Annotated in this window: 16 protein-coding genes; 5 read left to right on the top strand and 11 right to left on the bottom strand. The window is 68.6% G+C overall.

Translation table 11 applies throughout. The annotated features are described in order from the left end of the window. Positions 1-5: 5 nt before the first annotated feature. The 4 genes from hemQ to hemE are packed head-to-tail and all read right to left on the bottom strand — an operon-like array spanning position 6 to position 3,649. Positions 6-701 (bottom strand): hydrogen peroxide-dependent heme synthase, encoded by a 696-nt coding sequence (gene hemQ, locus ACWF4Z_RS00670; protein WP_452240780.1) that lies wholly within the window; start codon positions 699-701, stop codon positions 6-8. Continuing rightward, on the bottom strand, positions 698-2,107 hold the full coding sequence (hemG, locus tag ACWF4Z_RS00665) for a protoporphyrinogen oxidase (protein WP_452240779.1): 1,410 nt from the start codon (positions 2,105-2,107) through the stop codon (positions 698-700). Before hemG ends, hemQ begins: the two co-directional genes overlap by 4 nt. Continuing rightward, a complete protein-coding gene (locus ACWF4Z_RS00660; RefSeq protein WP_452240778.1) occupies positions 2,104-2,610 on the bottom strand; it encodes a GNAT family N-acetyltransferase in 507 nt (168 codons plus the stop codon). The genes hemG and ACWF4Z_RS00660 overlap by 4 nt, the downstream gene beginning before the upstream one ends. Then, positions 2,597-3,649, bottom strand: coding sequence for a uroporphyrinogen decarboxylase (hemE, locus tag ACWF4Z_RS00655; RefSeq protein ID WP_452240777.1), 1,053 nt, complete (start codon positions 3,647-3,649; stop codon positions 2,597-2,599). Before hemE ends, ACWF4Z_RS00660 begins: the two co-directional genes overlap by 14 nt. A 131-nt stretch (positions 3,650-3,780) precedes the next feature. On the opposite strand from hemE, the gene ACWF4Z_RS00650 reads away from it, so the two are divergent. Together ACWF4Z_RS00650 and ACWF4Z_RS00645 are read left to right on the top strand one after the other, a co-directional pair. Further along, on the top strand, positions 3,781-4,383 hold the full coding sequence (locus tag ACWF4Z_RS00650) for a DUF3000 domain-containing protein (protein ID WP_452240776.1): 603 nt from the start codon (positions 3,781-3,783) through the stop codon (positions 4,381-4,383). Further along, on the top strand, positions 4,380-5,681 hold the full coding sequence (locus ACWF4Z_RS00645) for an HRDC domain-containing protein (protein WP_452240775.1): 1,302 nt from the start codon (positions 4,380-4,382) through the stop codon (positions 5,679-5,681). The genes ACWF4Z_RS00650 and ACWF4Z_RS00645 overlap by 4 nt, the downstream gene beginning before the upstream one ends. On the opposite strand, the gene ACWF4Z_RS00640 is transcribed toward ACWF4Z_RS00645, so the two are convergent. Genes ACWF4Z_RS00640 through ACWF4Z_RS00630 form a run of 3 tightly spaced genes read right to left on the bottom strand, consistent with a single transcriptional unit; the run spans position 5,682 to position 7,092 of the window. Next, positions 5,682-6,170, bottom strand: coding sequence for a glutathione peroxidase (locus tag ACWF4Z_RS00640; RefSeq protein ID WP_452240774.1), 489 nt, complete (start codon positions 6,168-6,170; stop codon positions 5,682-5,684). Beyond that, positions 6,167-6,406, bottom strand: coding sequence for a dienelactone hydrolase family protein (locus tag ACWF4Z_RS00635; RefSeq protein ID WP_452240773.1), 240 nt, complete (start codon positions 6,404-6,406; stop codon positions 6,167-6,169). The genes ACWF4Z_RS00640 and ACWF4Z_RS00635 overlap by 4 nt, the downstream gene beginning before the upstream one ends. A gap of 20 nt (positions 6,407-6,426) precedes the next feature. Beyond that, positions 6,427-7,092: a hypothetical protein gene (locus ACWF4Z_RS00630; protein WP_452240772.1), complete on the bottom strand. Its 666-nt coding sequence runs from the start codon at positions 7,090-7,092 to the stop codon at positions 6,427-6,429. Between the two features lie 121 nt (positions 7,093-7,213). On the opposite strand from ACWF4Z_RS00630, the gene ACWF4Z_RS00625 reads away from it, so the two are divergent. The 3 genes from ACWF4Z_RS00625 (at position 7,214) to ACWF4Z_RS00615 (ending at position 11,072) form a co-directional block, all read left to right on the top strand. Beyond that, the gene (locus ACWF4Z_RS00625) at positions 7,214-7,666 is read left to right on the top strand and encodes a hypothetical protein (protein WP_452240771.1); all 453 of its coding nucleotides are present in this window, start codon (positions 7,214-7,216) and stop codon (positions 7,664-7,666) included. Positions 7,667-7,767: 101 nt separating this feature from the next. After that, positions 7,768-8,967 (top strand): thiolase family protein, encoded by a 1,200-nt coding sequence (locus ACWF4Z_RS00620; RefSeq protein WP_452240770.1) that lies wholly within the window; start codon positions 7,768-7,770, stop codon positions 8,965-8,967. Next, a complete protein-coding gene (locus tag ACWF4Z_RS00615) occupies positions 8,964-11,072 on the top strand; it encodes a 3-hydroxyacyl-CoA dehydrogenase NAD-binding domain-containing protein (protein ID WP_452240769.1) in 2,109 nt (702 codons plus the stop codon). Before ACWF4Z_RS00620 ends, ACWF4Z_RS00615 begins: the two co-directional genes overlap by 4 nt. A gap of 55 nt (positions 11,073-11,127) precedes the next feature. Here the strand turns inward: ACWF4Z_RS00615 and ACWF4Z_RS00610 are convergent, their stop codons facing one another. The 4 genes from ACWF4Z_RS00610 to ACWF4Z_RS00595 form a co-directional block, all read right to left on the bottom strand. Continuing rightward, a complete protein-coding gene (locus ACWF4Z_RS00610; protein WP_452240768.1) occupies positions 11,128-12,429 on the bottom strand; it encodes a hypothetical protein in 1,302 nt (433 codons plus the stop codon). 63 nt (positions 12,430-12,492) lie between these two features. Beyond that, positions 12,493-13,971 (bottom strand): APC family permease, encoded by a 1,479-nt coding sequence (locus ACWF4Z_RS00605; RefSeq protein ID WP_452240767.1) that lies wholly within the window; start codon positions 13,969-13,971, stop codon positions 12,493-12,495. Positions 13,972-14,039: 68 nt separating this feature from the next. After that, positions 14,040-15,320 (bottom strand): hypothetical protein, encoded by a 1,281-nt coding sequence (locus ACWF4Z_RS00600; RefSeq protein ID WP_452240766.1) that lies wholly within the window; start codon positions 15,318-15,320, stop codon positions 14,040-14,042. Between the two features lie 135 nt (positions 15,321-15,455). Continuing rightward, entirely contained in the window at positions 15,456-16,727 is a 1,272-nt protein-coding gene (locus tag ACWF4Z_RS00595) for a hypothetical protein (protein ID WP_452240765.1), read from the bottom strand. Positions 16,728-16,754: the final 27 nt, after the last annotated feature.

Raw genomic sequence — 16,754 nt, 5'->3', positions numbered from 1 at the left:
GAGAATCAGGCCAGGTTGGCGATCAGGTCGCCCAACTCGGTCCGCTTCCCCGTGTAGAACGGAACCTCCTCGCGCACGTGCCGCCGGGCCGTGGACGCGCGCAGGTCGCGCATCAGGTCGACCATCCGGTGCAGCTCGTCGGCCTCGAACGCGAGGATCCACTCGTAGTCGCCGAGCGCGAACGACGCGACCGTGTTCGCGCGGACATCCGGGTACGTGCGCGCCATCTTGCCGTGCTCGGCGAGCATGAACCGCCGCTCCTCGTCCGGCAGCAGGTACCACTCGTAGGACCGGACGAACGGATACACGCAGATGTACGGCCGTGCCTCTTCGTCGGCGAGGAACGCCGGGATGTGGCTCTTGTTGAACTCGGCCGGCCGGTGCAGCGCGAACTGTGACCAGATCGGAGCGAGGTGCCGCCCGAGCCGCGACCGGCGCAGCGCGTGGTACGCCTGCTGCAAGGCGTCCGAGGTCGGCGCGTGCCACCAGATCATGAAGTCGGCGTCGGCGCGGAAGCCTTCGACGTCGTAGAAGCCACGGATCACGACGTCCTCGGCCGCGAGCTTGGCCACCAGATCGGACAGCTCCGCGGTCAGCTCGTCGCGGTCCGCGTCACCCAACGGGGTCTCGACCTTGAAGACCGACCACAGGGTGTACCGGATCACGTTGTTCAGTTCACGAGCCTTCGGCTTGTCTGTCACTGCTCCATTGTCTCCAATGTCTCAAGGTAATCCTGCACCCGGGTGGCCGCCTGACCACCCGACGCCACGCAGGCAGCGATACCAACACCCCGGTACGCCGCTCCACACACAGCCAGACCAGGCTCCGCCAGTACAGCGGTCTCCACCCGATCGATCCGGTCCAAATGGCCCACCGCGTACTGCGGAAGCCCGCCGCCCCACCGAGTCACGAGCGACCCGACCACGGGCCCTTGCAAGCCCATCGCAAGCCTCAGGTCCGAGGTCGCCAGCGCCACCAACTCCTCGTCGGACCGCTGCAGCACGTACTCCTCACCAAGTCGCCCGACCGAGGCACGCAGCACCGCCAGCTCTCCCCCGGCCTCGGCCGACCACGCCCACTTCGCATGCGAGTACGTCGACGCCTTGATCGTGCGACCCTCCACCGACGGCACCAGGAAGCCGGATCCGGTCGCACCCTCCGGCCAGTCGTTCTTCCGCACGGCCAACGTGACGATCGCCATGCTCGCGTACTCGATCCTTGCCAGCTCCGTCGATGCCGCCGGCACCAAGTCCGCCAGCATCCGCGCAGCGGGCGAGGCGGGTACGGCGACGATCACAGCGTCCGCCTCCAGGACGGTCGGCGCCGGCACCGGCCCCGCGACCAGCTCGTAACCACGTGCGGCGCGCGTGATCCGTCGTACGGCGAGATTGCGTCGGATCTCGACGCCTCGGTCGGTCAGATCCTTCTCCAGCGCGGCGATGACCCGGTTGACGCCACCGACGATGCCCGCGAACACCGGCTGCCCGGCTCGGGCCTTGCCCGCCTCCCGCAGCTCGCCCGTCGCGGCGAGCAGGCCCGGCGCGGTCTTGAGCTTGGCGTAGAGCTCGGGCACCGCGGCCGCCAGCGAGATCTCGTCGGCCTTACCTGCGTACACCCCGCCGAGCAGCGGATCGATCAGCTTGTCCGTCACCGCGGATCCCATCCGCTCCGCAACGAACCGACCGATCGCAACATCCTCGGTCAGCCCTGGAGCCGGCAACTCAGCCTCCCGGGCAACGGCCTCGGCCGCCTCAGCACCCAGTACGTCGACAGTCGCGGCCGCATCCATCGGGACACCCATCACCGTCGGCGGAATCCTCCGGATCCGGTCGCCGACCCACAGTCCGGCGGAGATCGGCTCCGGATGCACGATGTCGTCGCCGAGCCCGACCGCCCGGATCAGGTCCAGCGCCTCCGGCCGTCGAATCAGCACCGACTCGGCGCCCAGATCGACCGGCACTCCCTCGATCTCGTCGCCCGCGAGCTTCCCGCCGAGTCGCGGCGACCCTTCGAGCACGGTGATCTGCGGCGGATTCGGACCACTGGCAAGCGCCTGGGCGGCCGCCAACCCGCTGATCCCCGCGCCGACGACAACGACCCGCTTCACGCGCTCTCCAGCGTCAGCTCGTACCGCTTCCCCGGCCCCAGGTCAGTGCTGGAGGTGCCCACGATCCGGAACCCGGTGCGACTCAGCACCGTCTGGGAGGCCGGGTTCCGATCCGAGGCGCCGGCCGTCAGTGTGGTCAGCCCGTACGACGTAGCCGCCAGGCCGATGATCGCCCGTACCGCGGCCGTCGCGAGCCCGCGGCCGGCCCACTTCTCGGCGATCCGGTAGCCCAGGTCCGCCGACCCGTTCTCGAGGTCGACCAGGTTGATCCGGCCGGCCACCGCGCCGCTCCCGTCGACCAGCGCGTGGAACCGGGAGGTTCCGGCCTGCTGCTCGGCAAGCAGGGCCGCATGCCGGACCGCGAACTCGGTGAAGTAGTCGTCGCCGCGGTCCCAGATCCAGGTCGCAAAGTACGCCCGGTTCGCCAGCTCGAAGGCCAGCACCGGGTCGGCGTGCTCGGCAGTCAGCAGCTCGAGCGTCAGATCGTGGTCAGGCAGGTGCATTGGCCGACTTGGCGTGGATGTACTGGACGATGCGGTGCAGGACCTCGGGGTCGGCGGTCGGGGGGACGCCGTGGCCGAGGTTGAAGATGTGGCCAGGGGCCGCCTTGCCCTCGACCAGGATGCGGTCGATCTCGGGCTGAAGGGCGTCCCAGCCGGCGAACAGCAGTGCCGGGTCGAGGTTGCCCTGGACCGGCTTGGGACCGATCCGCCGTACCGCTTCATCCAACGGCACCCGCCAGTCGACCCCGACGACGTCGGCGCCGGCCGCGCTCATCAGGCCGAGCAGCTCGCCGGTGTTCACGCCGAAGTGCAGCCGGGGCACGCCGTACGACGCCAGCGCATCGAAGACCTTCGCCGAGTGCGGCTGCACGAACCGCTCGTAGTCGCGCGGTGAGAGACCGCCCGCCCACGAGTCGAACAGCTGGATCGCGGACGCGCCCGCCTCGATCTGGACGGACAGATACGCGATCGCCACATCGGCCAGCCGGTCCGCCAACGCGTGCCACAGGCTGGGATCGCTGTGCATGAGCGCCTTCGTCTTCGCGAAGTCCTTGCTCGGCCCACCCTCGACCAGGTACGACGCGACCGTGAACGGAGCGCCCGCGAACCCGATCAGCGGGATGCCGCCGAGCTCGGAGACGAGCTGCTGGACCGAGTCGGTGGTGTAGGGGACGTCGGCCCGCGTGACCGGGCGGACCCGCTCGATCCCGGCCGCGTCCCGGATCGGGTCGGCGACCACCGGGCCGACCCCCGGCTTGATCTCGACGTCGAATCCGGCCGACTTGAGCGGTAGGACGATGTCGGAGAAGAAGACCGCGGCATCGACGCCGTAACGGCGTACCGGCTGCAGCGTTATCTCGACGACGAGGTCGGGACGCATACAGGACTCGAGCATCGTGGTGCCGGCCCGGACCGCGTGGTACTCGGGCAACGCGCGCCCGGCCTGGCGCATGAACCACACCGGAGTGTGCGACGCAGGCTCACCCCGCGCAGCGAGCAGAAAGGCGGACCGAGCGAGCGAGGTTTGCGTCAAGGGCACATAAGCGATGATCCCACGGCCCCCGCACTGCGGTGATGGGAGGCCCGGGCCCGGGGCAAACACCTGACTGCGGGTTGTTACCGGCGCGTCGAGAGCAGCGTCGGTGCGTAATCAGTCGTAGGCTGCGAAGCATGGGTGCCCGCAAGCAGGTCGACGCGCCACCCGCGGAGTTCACCGAGGCTGTGGAGCAGTTGCGCGGAGCTCGGTTCCGGCCCGAGGTCTTCGTCGAGGAGATGCCCGCGCCGCAGCGGATCGCTCCGCACGCGGCCGCGGTCAGCGCCGACGTGACGGTCGACGGTGACGATGTCGCCACCGGCCGCCTGGTCATCCTTTACGACCCGGACGGGAACGACGCCTGGCAGTCGACCTTCCGCTGTGTCGCGTACGTGCGTGCCGCCGTCGAACCGGAGATGGTGACCGACGCGCTGCTCGGTGGCGTGGGCTGGACCTGGCTGATGGAGGCGCTGGCCGATCGCGGCGCCGAGTTCCTGGCGCCGAGCGGTACCGTCACCAGAGTGGTATCGGAGAGCTTCGGCGGAATGGCTGACGACGACGCGACCGCGGAGATCGAGATCCGCGCCTCGTGGAGCCCGGTGCCGGGCCCGGGTGGAATCGTGGACGTGACGCGGCACGCCGAGGCCTGGGGCGAGGTGCTCTGCACAGCGGCCGGACTTCCGCCGGTGCCGCCAGGGGTCGTCGCGATGCCGACCCGGCGCGGACAGCGGGGCCGATGAGCCCAGCAGAGACCCAGCAGCCGCAGCCTGTCCCCCCAGAGTCGACCGCTGGGCCGACCGCTGGGCCGACCGCCGACCCGATGGCGGAGCTCCCTTTGCTGGAGCTTCGTGACGGGCTCTCCGAAGTCATCGACAGCGACCCCGCGCTCGCCGAGGTCGTCGACGCGTTCCGCTCCGGCACCGGTCCGGTCGCCGTCGACGCCGAGCGTGCGTCCGGCTATCGCTACTCACACCGTGCGTACCTGGTGCAGTTGCGCCGCGTGGGCTCCGGCTCCGCGCTGATCGACCCGATCCCGTTCGGTGACCTGTCGTCACTCGGCGACGCGATCGTCGACACCGAGTGGATCATCCACGCCGCCAACCAGGACCTGGCCTGCCTGGCCGAGGTCGGGATGGTGCCGCGCGAGGTCTTCGACACCGAGCTGGCCGGCCGCCTCCTCGGGTATCCGAAGGTCGGCCTGGCCTCACTGGTCAGCGAAGTCCTCGGCTACCGGATGCGCAAGGAGCACTCGGCCGCCGACTGGTCCACGCGACCGCTGCCGGCGCCCTGGCTCGTGTACGCCGCTCTCGACGTCGAGATGCTGATCGAGCTGCGCGACGCGATCGAGCAGGAGCTGCGTCGCGAAGGCAAATGGGAGTGGGCCGAGCAGGAGTTCGCCGCGATCCTCGACGCTCCCCCGCGGGAGCCGAGGCCGGACCCCTGGCGTCGTACGTCGGGAATGCATCGGGTCCGTAATCGCCGCAGTTTGGCCGTCGTCCGGGCGTTGTGGGAGGCCCGCGACCAGATCGCGGAGTCCGCCGACATCTCCCCCGGCCGCATCCTGCCGGACGCGGCGATCGTCGAGGCCGCGTCGGCGATGCCGGCCGACCGGGACACGCTGCAGAAGCTGACCGCCTTCAAGGGCCGCGGCGCACACCGCCACATGCGGACCTGGTGGGAAGCGATCGACCACGCCCGCCGGCTCCCCGACTCCGAGCTGCCCAAGCAAGGACCTCGGTACGACGGTCCCCCGCCGGCGCGTGCCTGGGCCGACCGGGACCCGGATGCGGCCGCCCGGCTGTCCGCCGCGCGGGCCGCGGTCGCGGAGATCGCCGAAGCTCACCGGCTACCGACCGAGAACCTGCTCTCCCCCGACACGATCCGGCGGCTGGCCTGGTCGCCGCCGCCCGACCTGGACCTCGACGTGGTCACGGCGTTCCTTCGTGAGCATCACGCCCGGGAGTGGCAGATCGCGCTCACGGCCGAGACCTTGACCGACGCGATGTCGACCGAGGCCCCGGCCAAGCCGCTCGACTGACTACCTCGGCAGTTGTGACTCGATCGCGCCGACGATCTCGTCGGACTCGGGCACGGTGCCCGGGCGGAAGCGCGCTGCGACGGTGCCCTCCGGCGTGAGCAGGAACTTCTCGAAGTTCCACTGCACGTCACCGGCCTCGCCGTCGGCGTCCGGGGTGAGCGTGAGCTCGGAGTACAGCGGGTGGCGGCCGTCGCCGTTCACCTCGAGCTTGTCGAGCATCGGGAAGGTCACGCCGTACGTCGTCGAGCAGAACGTCTCGATCTCCTCGGCCGTCCCCGGCTCCTGCCCGCCGAACTGGTTGCACGGGGCACCGAGCACGGTGAATCCGCGTGCCGCGTACTTCTCCTGCAGGTTCTCCAGGCCTTCGTACTGCGGGGTCAGACCACACTTCGACGCGACGTTCACGACCAGGACGGCCTTGCCCTTGTAGTCACCGAGCGAGGTCGAGCCACCGGAGAGAGTCGTCAAAGGGATGTCGTACAGGCTCATGTTTGTCCTTGGGAGGGTGGGAGGTGACGGGCAAGAAAGTCTTCGGTACGGCGCCACGCGATCTCCGGAGCGATCACGTAGTACCCGAGGGCAGCCAGGTCCGTCGCACGCCGCTGGATGTAGTCGGACACCCCGAAGATCTCCTGCAGGAGCAGAATTCCGGGCGCAGTGCTGTCCCGGGATCCCCATTCGTGCGCCGGCATCAAACCTGAACCGGTATCGATCTCCAAGGTCACAGGGGAAGAGTACTTGCCGCTTATCGGACTTCCACGCGCTCCCTGGGTTGGCGTTGCGGCACGGGTGCGGGCATCCAGGCCTTGCATTCGGCGATCGCTGCGGTCAGCAGCTTGTAGAGCCGGTCGTCCGGATCCGGCACGCAGGCCTGGGATATGCCCTCGACCGCGCAGGACACGGCCCGGGGTGCGGTCCGGCGCGCGAAGTCCGGCGTACCCCTGCGGGCCTTCGCGGTGAAGGACCGGGCCCACTTGGTCGCCGTCGGGACCGACTCGAGGACCGCGAGCGACTCGGGCTCGATGTCGTCCAGCGGACGTCCGTCGAGGGCGGCCAACTGCCTCTCACCCACGAGCAGAGCCACGGCCAGGATGTACTGCCGCTCCTGCGAGACCACCGGCAGCGCGTGCTGGATGCAGCGGGCGGTCACCCGTGGCACGACATGCGGGTCGTCGGGCGTCAGGCCGATCACGGATGGGATGAGCGGAGCCAGCCTGGGCCGGCCGGCGTCCGTCGTACAGTCGTTGACGTCCCGCGCCACGCCCGCCAGCAGCGGGTCCGTGCAGCCGGGGTGGTCCGACCACGGCTCCCCGGCCAGATACGACGCGAACTCCATGAAACACGCGCCCTTACGCGGATTACGGTGTTTGCCCCGGCTCAGAACCGGCACGGTGAGATCAAGGTTGTTCATTGAACGGCTCCCCATAGCTACCTCCCACCAGCATGCGCCGTTTCCCCCCGCTTCGCCACGCCTTACGAAAACCTGGTGATCCGCCGTTCGAACATAATGGTGCGACGACCGGGGAGGCAGGATGGCGTTGCGCTGGGTGGAGATCTGTCGGCAGAAGCTGCAAGCCAGACGCGAACGCCGCCTCGAAGAGCGGAAAGCGTTCCTCCTGGAACGTCGCCAAGACCGGAAAGCGATCCGCGAGTACTGGGAGGAAGAGGAGCGTAAGGAGCGCGCGGAACGAGAGGCCCGCAGGCCTGCGCGACCTCAACCCGCCGAACCGCCGCCGGATCCGAACCGTTTGCTCGTCCTCTCGCTGATCAGCGAGCTGATCGAGATCGCCGAGACTCGTCCGTTCCTCAAGGCCGGCGGGAAGCCTGACTGGCGCACGCGACTGATCGGCGTGCAGTTGAACTCCATCGGCGGCGTCGGGGAGATGCGCGCCGCCCATCGCGAGGTCTCCCGCTACCTGGTCAGGCGCGGCGCCGCCCGCGAACTCGAGGTCGCCTGGGACGGTATCGGCGAGTGGTGGAGCTGATGCGGGTGGCGTGACGCGCCGCACAGGGTGGGGGGCTTTGGTGGTTCTGTTACTGGCGGGTAGCATCGGGGTAGGTTTTCCGACTCCAGAGGAGGGCACTCGTGCCCCGTGAGATCCGCGATGTCGTCTTCGTCGACGGCGTCCGCACCCCGTTCGGCAAGGCCAAGGGCCAGTACGCCGAAACCCGCGCCGACGACCTGGTGATCAAGTGCATCCGGGAGATCCTCCGCCGCAACCCGGCGCTGCCGCCGGAGCGGGTCGAGGAGGTCGCGATCGCGGCCACCACCCAGATCGGTGACCAGGGCCTGACCATCGGCCGGACCGCGGCCCTGCTGGCGGGCCTGCCGAACACCACCCCCGGCTATGCGATCGACCGGATGTGCGCCGGCGCGATGACCGCCGTGACCACGCTCGCGGCCGGAATCGCCTTCGGTTCGCAGGACATCGCGATCGCCGGCGGTGTCGAGCACATGGGCCGGCACCCGATGGGCGAGGGCGTGGACCCGAACCCGCGGATCATCTCCGAGAAGCTGGTCGACACCTCGGCCCTGGTGATGGGGTCGACCGCGGAGAACCTGCACGACCGGTACCCCTCGATCACCAAAGAGCGCACCGACGCCTTCGCGGTCGCCTCCCAGGAGCGCGCTGCCAAGGCGTATGCGAACGACCTGATCCAGCCGGACCTGGTCCCGATCGCGACCCGTTCGGCCGAGCAGGGCTGGGGCTACGCGACCACCGACGAGCCGATGCGCCCGGGCACGACGATGGCGGACCTGGCGAAACTGAAGACGCCGTTCCGTCCGCACGGCCGGGTCACCGCCGGCAACTCGGCCGGGATCAACGACGGCGCGACCGCGGCCCTGCTGATGTCGGCCGAGGCGGCCGACGAGCTCGGGCTGAAGCCGAAGATGAAGCTGGTCTCCTACGGCTTCGTCGGCGTCGAGCCCGAGGTGATGGGCATCGGCCCGGTCCCCGCGACCGAGAAGGCGCTGAAGCTGGCCGGTCTCACCATCGACGACATCCAGGCCTTCGAGGTGAACGAGGCGTTCGCCGTTCAGGTGCTGGCGTTCCTGCAGCACTACGGCATCGCCGACGACGACCCGCGGGTCAACCCGTACGGCGGCGCGATCGCCTACGGTCACCCGCTGGCGTCGTCCGGCATCCGGCTGATGAACCAGCTGGCCAAGCAGTTCGAGCAGCGCCCCGAGGTTCGCTACGGCCTCACCACCATGTGCGTCGGCCTCGGCATGGGCGGCACGGTCATCTGGGAGAACCCGAACTGGGAAGGTGCGGCGGCATGAGCCTGCAGGAACTGATCGACAGCGCGTCGGAGCTTTCGACCGACGAGGTCGTCACGCTCGCGCACTCGCGAGACGTCGTACTCCCGAACAAGGCCGGCACGATGGCCCTCATCACGCTCGACAACGGGCACGACCACACCAAGCCGAACACCTTCGGGCCCAAGGGTCTTGGATCGTTGAACGCTGCTCTGGACGCGGCGTTGGCGCGCGACGAGATCGTCGCGATCGGTGTCACCGGGAAGCCGTTCATCCTGGCCGCCGGCGCCGACCTGACCGGCGTGCCGAAGCTGACCGATCGCGAGCAGGCGCTGGCGCTCGGGAAGATCGGTCACGGCGTGCTGCGCAAGCTGGTCGACGGCGGCAAGCCGTCGTTCGGCTTCGTGAACGGCGTCGCCCTCGGCGGCGGCCTGGAGGTCGCGCTGCACGCCACCTACCGCAGTGTCTCGGTGGCGGCCGGGATGCTGGCGACGCCCGAGGTCTTCCTCGGTCTGATCCCGGGCTGGGGCGGCAACTTCCTCCTGCCGAACCTGATCGGTGCCGACAAGGCCGTCAAGGTCGTCGTCGAGAACGCTCTGAACCAGAACAAGATGCTGAGCGGGCCGGAGGCGGTGCAGTTCGGCATCGGCGACGTACTGCTGGACTCGGCCGACTTCCTCGAGCAGTCGCTGATCTGGGCCTCGAAGGTGCTCACCGGTCAGATCACGGTCGAGCGGCCGGAGATCGACCGGGGTGAGGCCTGGGACGCGGCCGTTGCCCGCGGCAAGGCGTTCGCCGATGTCAAGGTGAGTGGCGCGGCTCCCGCGCCGTACCGGGCTCTGGAGCTGATCGCGGCGGCTCGCGACAACGATCGCGACCGTGGGTTCGCGGCCGAGGACGATGCGCTCGCGGACCTGATCATGAGCGAGGAGCTGCGCAGCGGTCTCTACGCCTTCGACCTGGTCAACAAGCGGGCCAAGCGCCCGGCCGGTGCGCCCGACAAGTCGCTGGCTCGCCCGGTGACCAAGGTCGGCGTGGTCGGGGCGGGTCTGATGGCGAGTCAGCTGGCGCTGCTGTTCGTCCGGCGGCTCGAGGTTCCGGTCGTACTCACGGACCTCGACCAGGAGCGGGTGGATCGTGGCGTCGGCTACGTCCACGCCGAGATCGACAAGCTGCTGGGCAAGAAGCGGATCCGGCCGGACAAGGCCAACCAGCTGAAGGCGCTCGTCTCGGGTTCGGTCGACAAGGCGGCGTTCGCGGACGCTGACTTCGTGATCGAGGCCGTGTTCGAGGAGCTGCAGCTGAAGAAGACGATCTTCGCAGACCTGGAGAAGATCGTCCGGCCGGACACGATCCTGGCCACGAACACGTCGTCGTTGTCGGTGACCGAGATGGCCGCGGACCTCGAGCACCCCGAGCGGGTCGTCGGGTTCCACTTCTTCAACCCGGTCGCGGTGTTGCCGCTGCTGGAGATCATCCGGGCCGACCGGACCGACGACGCTTCGCTGGCGACGGCGTTCGCGGTCGGCAAGACGCTGAAGAAGTCGTGCGTGCTCGTGAAGGACGCGCCGGCGTTCGTCGTGAACCGGCTGCTGACGCGCTTCCTCGGTGAGGTCAGCGCGGCGGTGGACGAAGGTACGCCGATTCCCGCGGCGGACAAGGCGTTGTCGGCGCTGGGTCTCCCGATGCCGCCGTTCGTCCTGCTGCAGCTGGTCGGTCTGCCGGTCGCGTTGCACGTGGCGGAAACAATGAACCGTGCCTACCCGGACCGGTTCGAGGTGTCGACGAACCTCGCCAAGGTGGTTGCCGCAGGCAAGAGTTCGTTCTACGTCTGGCCCGAGGGCAAGCCCGTGGTGGACCCCGAGGTCGAAGCTCTCGTCACCGTCGGCGACAAGCCCTCCACCGCCGAGGATCTGCGCGCCCGGGTCCTCACGGCTCTGGCCGAGGAAATCAAGATCATGCTCGACGAGGGCGTCGTCGCCGAGGCCCAGGACATCGACCTCTGCCTCCTCCTCGGCGCCGGCTGGCCCTTCCACCTGGGCGGCATCACGCCGTACCTGGACCGCACAGGCATCTCCGAGAAGATCAACGGCTCCCGCTTCCTCCCCCGCGGCGTAGCGAGCCTCTGAGACAGCTGAGGGCCGGCGCAGACCAAGCTCGCGCCGGCCCCCAGCCCACCACGTTTCAGCCCTTGTACTTCTTCGCGGCTGTGACCAGCTCGGCTGGGGTCTTGCCGGTGTGCTTCTTCAGGATTGTTGTGTATGCGGTGGCTGACGTGTTGTGTTGGGCGAGGTCGGTGTAGAGGGACGCTAGGCCCTTCTCGCCGAGTTTGGACTCCAGGTATGAGGTGATCCACCAGCTCTGGCCGTAGGCGCGGTCGCCGTCTGCGTCGAACTCGGCCTGGGCGGGGAGGACCTTCATCCCGGGCAGGTACTTGGTGCGGACCTGTTTGCGGTAAGGATCCACGGTCCACTGCGGATCGTCCTCGATCGACGCACAGCGCACGTACTCTGCGAGCCCCTCGACCAGCCAGATCGGCACGTAGCTCCCGATCGGGGTCGTCGCGACATGCGTCATCTCGTGCGCCAGCAGATCCTTGTCCAGCTGCTTGCGGACGGCAGGGTTCACCACGATCCGGCTGCTGACCGGCGTCGTACGGCGGGGCCCGACGGGCTCTCCGTCGTACAAGGTGACGGCCTTCGCGGCGATCGTCCATCCGGCCCCGGAGCCCGAGCTCCACAGGACTGCCATCACCCGCGGTTCGGCCATCGCGACCACCATGACGGCGCCGTTCCACGGTCGCGGCCAGTGCCGTCGGACGGCGTCGACCGCACCCTGCGAGACCTGCGCGATCTTCTGGCCGAGCGCGCGCTCGCGCTGGTCGACCACCACGACGACCTTGCCGCGGCGGACCACCGCGACCTCCTCGAAGTCCCACGGTTGCCGATGCCCGTCGCGACTCAGCTCGGCGTCGATCGCGCTGTCCTCGACCAGGATCCAGGCGTCTCCACGCCGGACGAAGGTGTATCCGAGATCGGTCTGCACCGGCTTCGCGTCCAGCCCGGCCAGCTGGTACCGCATCATGACGCGGGTTGTGAACGCGCCCGGCCCGTACTTCGTCAGCTCCGGCACCTGACGCTCGTCGGCCGCGAGGTACGTCAGCTTCGTGAAACCGAACTTCCGCAGGTTCGTGAACAGCAACCGCTGCCGCGCAACCAACGCCGGCTGCTTCGGATCGACCGCCGCGAGAAACCCGCGCAGATCGCCTTTCAGTACGGCCGTCGCCCGCCCGGCCAGCACCAGATCGATCTGGGCCTTGCGGGCCTTCTTCTGCGCATCGGTAAGCACCCCAGGAGTCGCGACCCCGGCCGCCGCGGCACTCCCACCACGAGCCCCGCCGTGGTCCGACCGGACGGCGACCACACCCGCCGTCACGGCAAGCGCGAGCACGGCAACGCCCGCGTACAGGCGTTTCGGGTGGTTCATGGAGCTCCCTCGAGATGGTCGGCCGATCTTATCGTCTGCCGACCATCCCGAGGGCCGATCGCATCAGGCCTTGGTGACCTCGCCGGTGCGCTCCTCGATGCCAACCCGGCTCCTGCGGTAGCCGTAGAGGGCGTAGATGAGGAAGCCCAGCACCATCCAGACCAGGAAGCGGATCCAGGTCTCCAGCGACAGGTTGAGCATCAGGTAGATGCAGATGACCGCGGCCAGAATCGGGATCACCGGGTTCCACGGGACGCGGAACGAGCGCTGGATGTCCGGCCGGCTCTTGCGCAGCAGCGGTACGGCGATCGAGACCAGCGTGAACGCGGCCAGGGTGCCGATGTTCACCATCTCCTCGAGCTTCCCGATCGGCGTGACCCCGGCCACGATCGCGACGACGATGCCGATCCCGATGGTCAGGCGGTACGGCGTACCCCACTTCGGGTGCGTCTTGCCGAGCTGACGCGGCATCAGGTGGTCACGGCTCATCGCGAACACGACCCGCGCGGCGCCGATCATCAGCGTCAGCACCACCGTGGTCAGACCGGCGACGGCGCCCGCCGAGATCAGCGTCGCGAACCCGCCACGACCGACCGAGCGGAACGCTTCGGCCAGCGCGGCCTCGCCGTTGATGTCGGTGTACTTCACCATGCCGGTGATCACGATGCAGACCAGCACATAGAGCACCGTGCAGATGGCCAGCGAGCCGATGATGCCGCGGGGCAGGTCGCGCTGCGGGTTCTTCGCCTCTTCGGCCGTGGTCGCGACCACGTCGAACCCGATGAACGCGAAGAACACCAGCGAGGCACCCGACACGAGACCCATCACTCCGAACGTCGACGGGACTCCGAAGATCGCCTGGATCAGCGGAGTGGTGAGGTCGACGTGCGCGTCGGGCGACGGCACACCCGGCGGAACGAACGGCGACAGGTTCGAGCCCTTGATGTAGAACAGGCCCGCGACGATCACGAACAGCACAACGAACAGCTTGATCCCGACCAGCACCAGGTTGACCCGCAGCGACTCCTTGATGCCGATCGTCGCCAACGTGGCCAGCACCAGAACCAGGAGCATCGCCAGGACGTTCACATGACTGTCCGGACCTATCGACGACGGCCAGCCCAACCCGATCTGATCGAGGAACAGCACGGCGTACGTCGACCAGCCCTGGGCGACCACGCTCGCACCGAGCATCAGCTCGAGCAGCAGGTCCCAGCCGATGATCCAGGCGAAGATCTCGCCGAGGGAGAAGTACGAGAACGTGTACGCCGACCCCGACACCGGGACCGTGGACGAGAACTCGGCGTAGCACAGGGCGGCCAGCCCGCAACAGATCGCGGCGAACACGAACGAGATCGCGATCCCTGGGCCGGCGTACAGCTTGGCCGCGCGGCCGGTCAGGGTGAAGATGCCGGCGCCGATGATGACGCCGATACCGAACACGGTCAGGTCGACCGCGGTGAGACGTTTCTTGAGCTGGTACTCCGGTTCGTCGGTGTCCGCAATGGACTGCTCGATCGTCTTCTTCCGGACAAGACTCATCTGCGCCTCCTCGAATGGACGGAACCATTCGAGATTGCCTCCCTGACCACCTGAGGTCAATCCGCCACTCAGCGTTGCGGGTGATACGACTGAAGTGACGTCCACAATGTCGCCTCGGTCAGGCCGGTCCGCGTCACCAGGATCCGATCCCGGGATGCCTGGTCGAAGCCGTGCGCCGCCATGTCCTCGTACAGGTCCTCGACCCCCGCCAGCCCGATCCGTTTGACGAGATAGCGGACGGCGAGCCAGCTGACGCCGTACACGTCGGCGGAGTTCGAGTAGAAGCCGGCGTCGGTCGGCAGCGCGCTCAGCGTCGGCAGCGCGTCGTCGATGACCTCCTGCTCCCATTTGCCGACCTCGCCCGGCCCGCTGATCGCCTCGATCCCGCGCCAGGACACGTACTCGGCGGCGCCCTCGGCGAGCCAGAGTGGTTCGTAGCCGCCCAGGTCGGCGGTGGCGACGTGGGTGATCTCGTGCGAGAGCAGGATCTCGTCAACGCGGTCACGCTCGTTCGGGTTGATCACGATGTAAGCGCCGGCGACCGTACCGTCGGCGGTGTCCTGTCCGGGCAGCGAGGAGAACGTCGCGCCCGAGCTCGCGGCCGACTCGATGTCCTCGTCGGCGAAGCGCGCATCGCGGACATCGGTCTTGCTCAGCGAGATGACCAGCACCGAGCCACGCCACTTCCGCGGCCAGTACGCCGACACCTCGGCCAGACCCTCGCCGGCCGCGGTCGCGATCGCACGACCGCGCTTGCTGTCGCCCTTCTCGACCACGACCAGCACGCGTGGCGCGCGGTGCACCTCGATCCGGCCGAGGTCCCACGCCTCCTGATGCGCGCCCGGACCGAGATCCTGGTCGAGATCGTCGTCGTCGGTCAGGACCCAGTGGCCGGCCCGGTTGACGAACGTGTAGCCGAGCTCGGTGGTGACCGGCGTCTGGTCGACCTTCGGGATCTGGTAGCGCATCAGGACGCGGACGAGGTACGTCGTACGCCCGTGAGCCTTCAGGACCGCGGGGTCGAACCGCTCCTCGGCCTGGCTGTAGCCGATCTCGCTGAAGCCGAGCTCGACCAGGTTCGCGAAGAGGATCTTCTGCGCGGCCATCAGCCTCTTGTTGACCGGATCGACGTCGGCCAGGAACAGCGGCTCGTTCCCGGTCTGCACGGCCTGGGCGCGGCGGAGCAGGATCGTGTCGATCGCGACCCGCCGCGCGGTGATCGCGGTCGCGCTGCGGGACGGCCCGGGGGTAATGCTCGGGGTCAGCGCGGCGACCGGTCTGTCCCGGGCGTCGCGTTCCCGCTCTTCAACGGTGTACACAACGCCGCCGGAGACCAGCGCTACCGCCACCAGCAAGCCCAGCCAACGGCGTGGTCCTGCGCTAGCCCCTCCGGCGCTGGGCGGTCCGGGTTTGGGCGTGCTCGCACTCACTTCGGGTCGTTCCCCTCCGAGTACCCGACAATCGCCCGGCTACCCTACACGGGCTCACGCCGCCGCTGCGGCCTTGAGGGCTCGGAGCAGTCCTGCCTCGGTCATGTTGATGTGTTCGAGCATGATCCGGTCCCGCTCGGCCTGGGTCGAGCCGGAGTACGCGAGCTCTTGGTAGAGCGTGCTGACCTCGATGTCGCCGTACCGGTTGAAGAGGTACTCGACGGCCAGCCAGGACAGCGGATAGGAGCTGTCGGCGTGCGCGAAGAAGGTCGCGTCGGCGGGCAGAGTCTTGGCCTTGCTCAGGTACTTCGCCTGGATGTCGCGCTTGTACTGCTCCAGCGCCAGCGGCTTCGCACCGTCCATCGGCAGGAACTCGATGTACGTCGCCGCACCCTCGACCATCCAGCGCGGGGCATACGGCCCGTACGGCGCGGTCGCGACGTGAGTGAACTCGTGGGCCAGCGTCCGAGCGTCGACCTTGTCCCGGTTGTGCGGATTGATGACGACGTACGAATCCGCCCGTTGGCCTTCGCTGGTCGCCTCGCCGGGGAGGGTGCGATAGACCCAGGTCGCCATCGCCAGCGCGTCCTCGGCGTTCTTGGGTTGGGTGTAGTCGGCCCCGCGGACGATCTTGTCGTCGAGCGCGATCACCACGCCGGCGCCGTTCCAGTTGCCGGGCCAGCTCTTGGTGACCGCCTTCACCGCACTGCTCGCCATGCCGACCAGCCTGGCCGCGAGCGCCTCCTGACCCTTCTCGACCACCACGAGGACCCTCGGCGCGCGCTTGACCAGCACCTCGCCCGTGTCCCACGCCTCTTGGTGTGATCCGCGCGGCAGCCGCTTGTCCAGATCGGTGTCGGAGACCAGGATCCATTGGCCGTTGGGCCGTTCGGTGAACGTGTAGCCGAGCATCGCGCGGACCGGGCCCATGTCGATGCCGCGGATCTGGTAGGCCATCACGACCGCGACCAGGTACGTCGACGGGCCGTATTTGCGGGTGATCGTGTCGTCGTACTGCTGGGACAACTGCTCGTAGGCGAGGCTGGCGAAGCCGAACTGGCGCAGGTTCGTGAACAGGGTCCGCTGCCGGGCGACGAGCGCCTTGTTGCTCGGGTCGACGTCGGCGATGAACTCTTTCGCGTTGTCGGTGAGTACTGCCTGGGCGCGTTTCTTCAAGAGCTTGTCGACGGCTGCGGCACGGGCTGCGAGGTCGATGGCCGGCGTACTGGGCGCTGTCGTGGCGGCGCCGTCGGCACGCTCGCTGGACTGGTGCAGGGCCAGTCCCCCGCCGACCGCGGCGGCCACGAGCGCGAGCGACAGCAGCAACGGCCACAGCCGGCTAGGCCGTCGTGC

This window comes from Kribbella sp. NPDC055071, from assembly GCF_053608045.1.
The sequence above is the reverse complement of the archived record's forward strand: the minus strand, read 5'-3'. Positions and strand labels throughout refer to the sequence as shown.

Excerpts from the sequence above, each read along its gene's own strand:
- ACWF4Z_RS00660 (WP_452240778.1), bottom strand. The coding sequence starts at position 2,610 with ATGCACCTGCCTGACCACGATCTGACGCTCGAGCTGCTGACTGCCGAG.
- ACWF4Z_RS00650 (WP_452240776.1), top strand. The coding sequence starts at position 3,781 with ATGGGTGCCCGCAAGCAGGTCGACGCGCCACCCGCGGAGTTCACCGAG.
- ACWF4Z_RS00645 (WP_452240775.1), top strand. The coding sequence starts at position 4,380 with ATGAGCCCAGCAGAGACCCAGCAGCCGCAGCCTGTCCCCCCAGAGTCG.
- ACWF4Z_RS00640 (WP_452240774.1), bottom strand. The coding sequence starts at position 6,170 with ATGAGCCTGTACGACATCCCTTTGACGACTCTCTCCGGTGGCTCGACC.
- ACWF4Z_RS00630 (WP_452240772.1), bottom strand. The coding sequence starts at position 7,092 with ATGAACAACCTTGATCTCACCGTGCCGGTTCTGAGCCGGGGCAAACAC.
- ACWF4Z_RS00625 (WP_452240771.1), top strand. The coding sequence starts at position 7,214 with ATGGCGTTGCGCTGGGTGGAGATCTGTCGGCAGAAGCTGCAAGCCAGA.
- ACWF4Z_RS00615 (WP_452240769.1), top strand. The coding sequence starts at position 8,964 with ATGAGCCTGCAGGAACTGATCGACAGCGCGTCGGAGCTTTCGACCGAC.
- ACWF4Z_RS00610 (WP_452240768.1), bottom strand. The coding sequence starts at position 12,429 with ATGAACCACCCGAAACGCCTGTACGCGGGCGTTGCCGTGCTCGCGCTT.
- ACWF4Z_RS00605 (WP_452240767.1), bottom strand. The coding sequence starts at position 13,971 with ATGAGTCTTGTCCGGAAGAAGACGATCGAGCAGTCCATTGCGGACACC.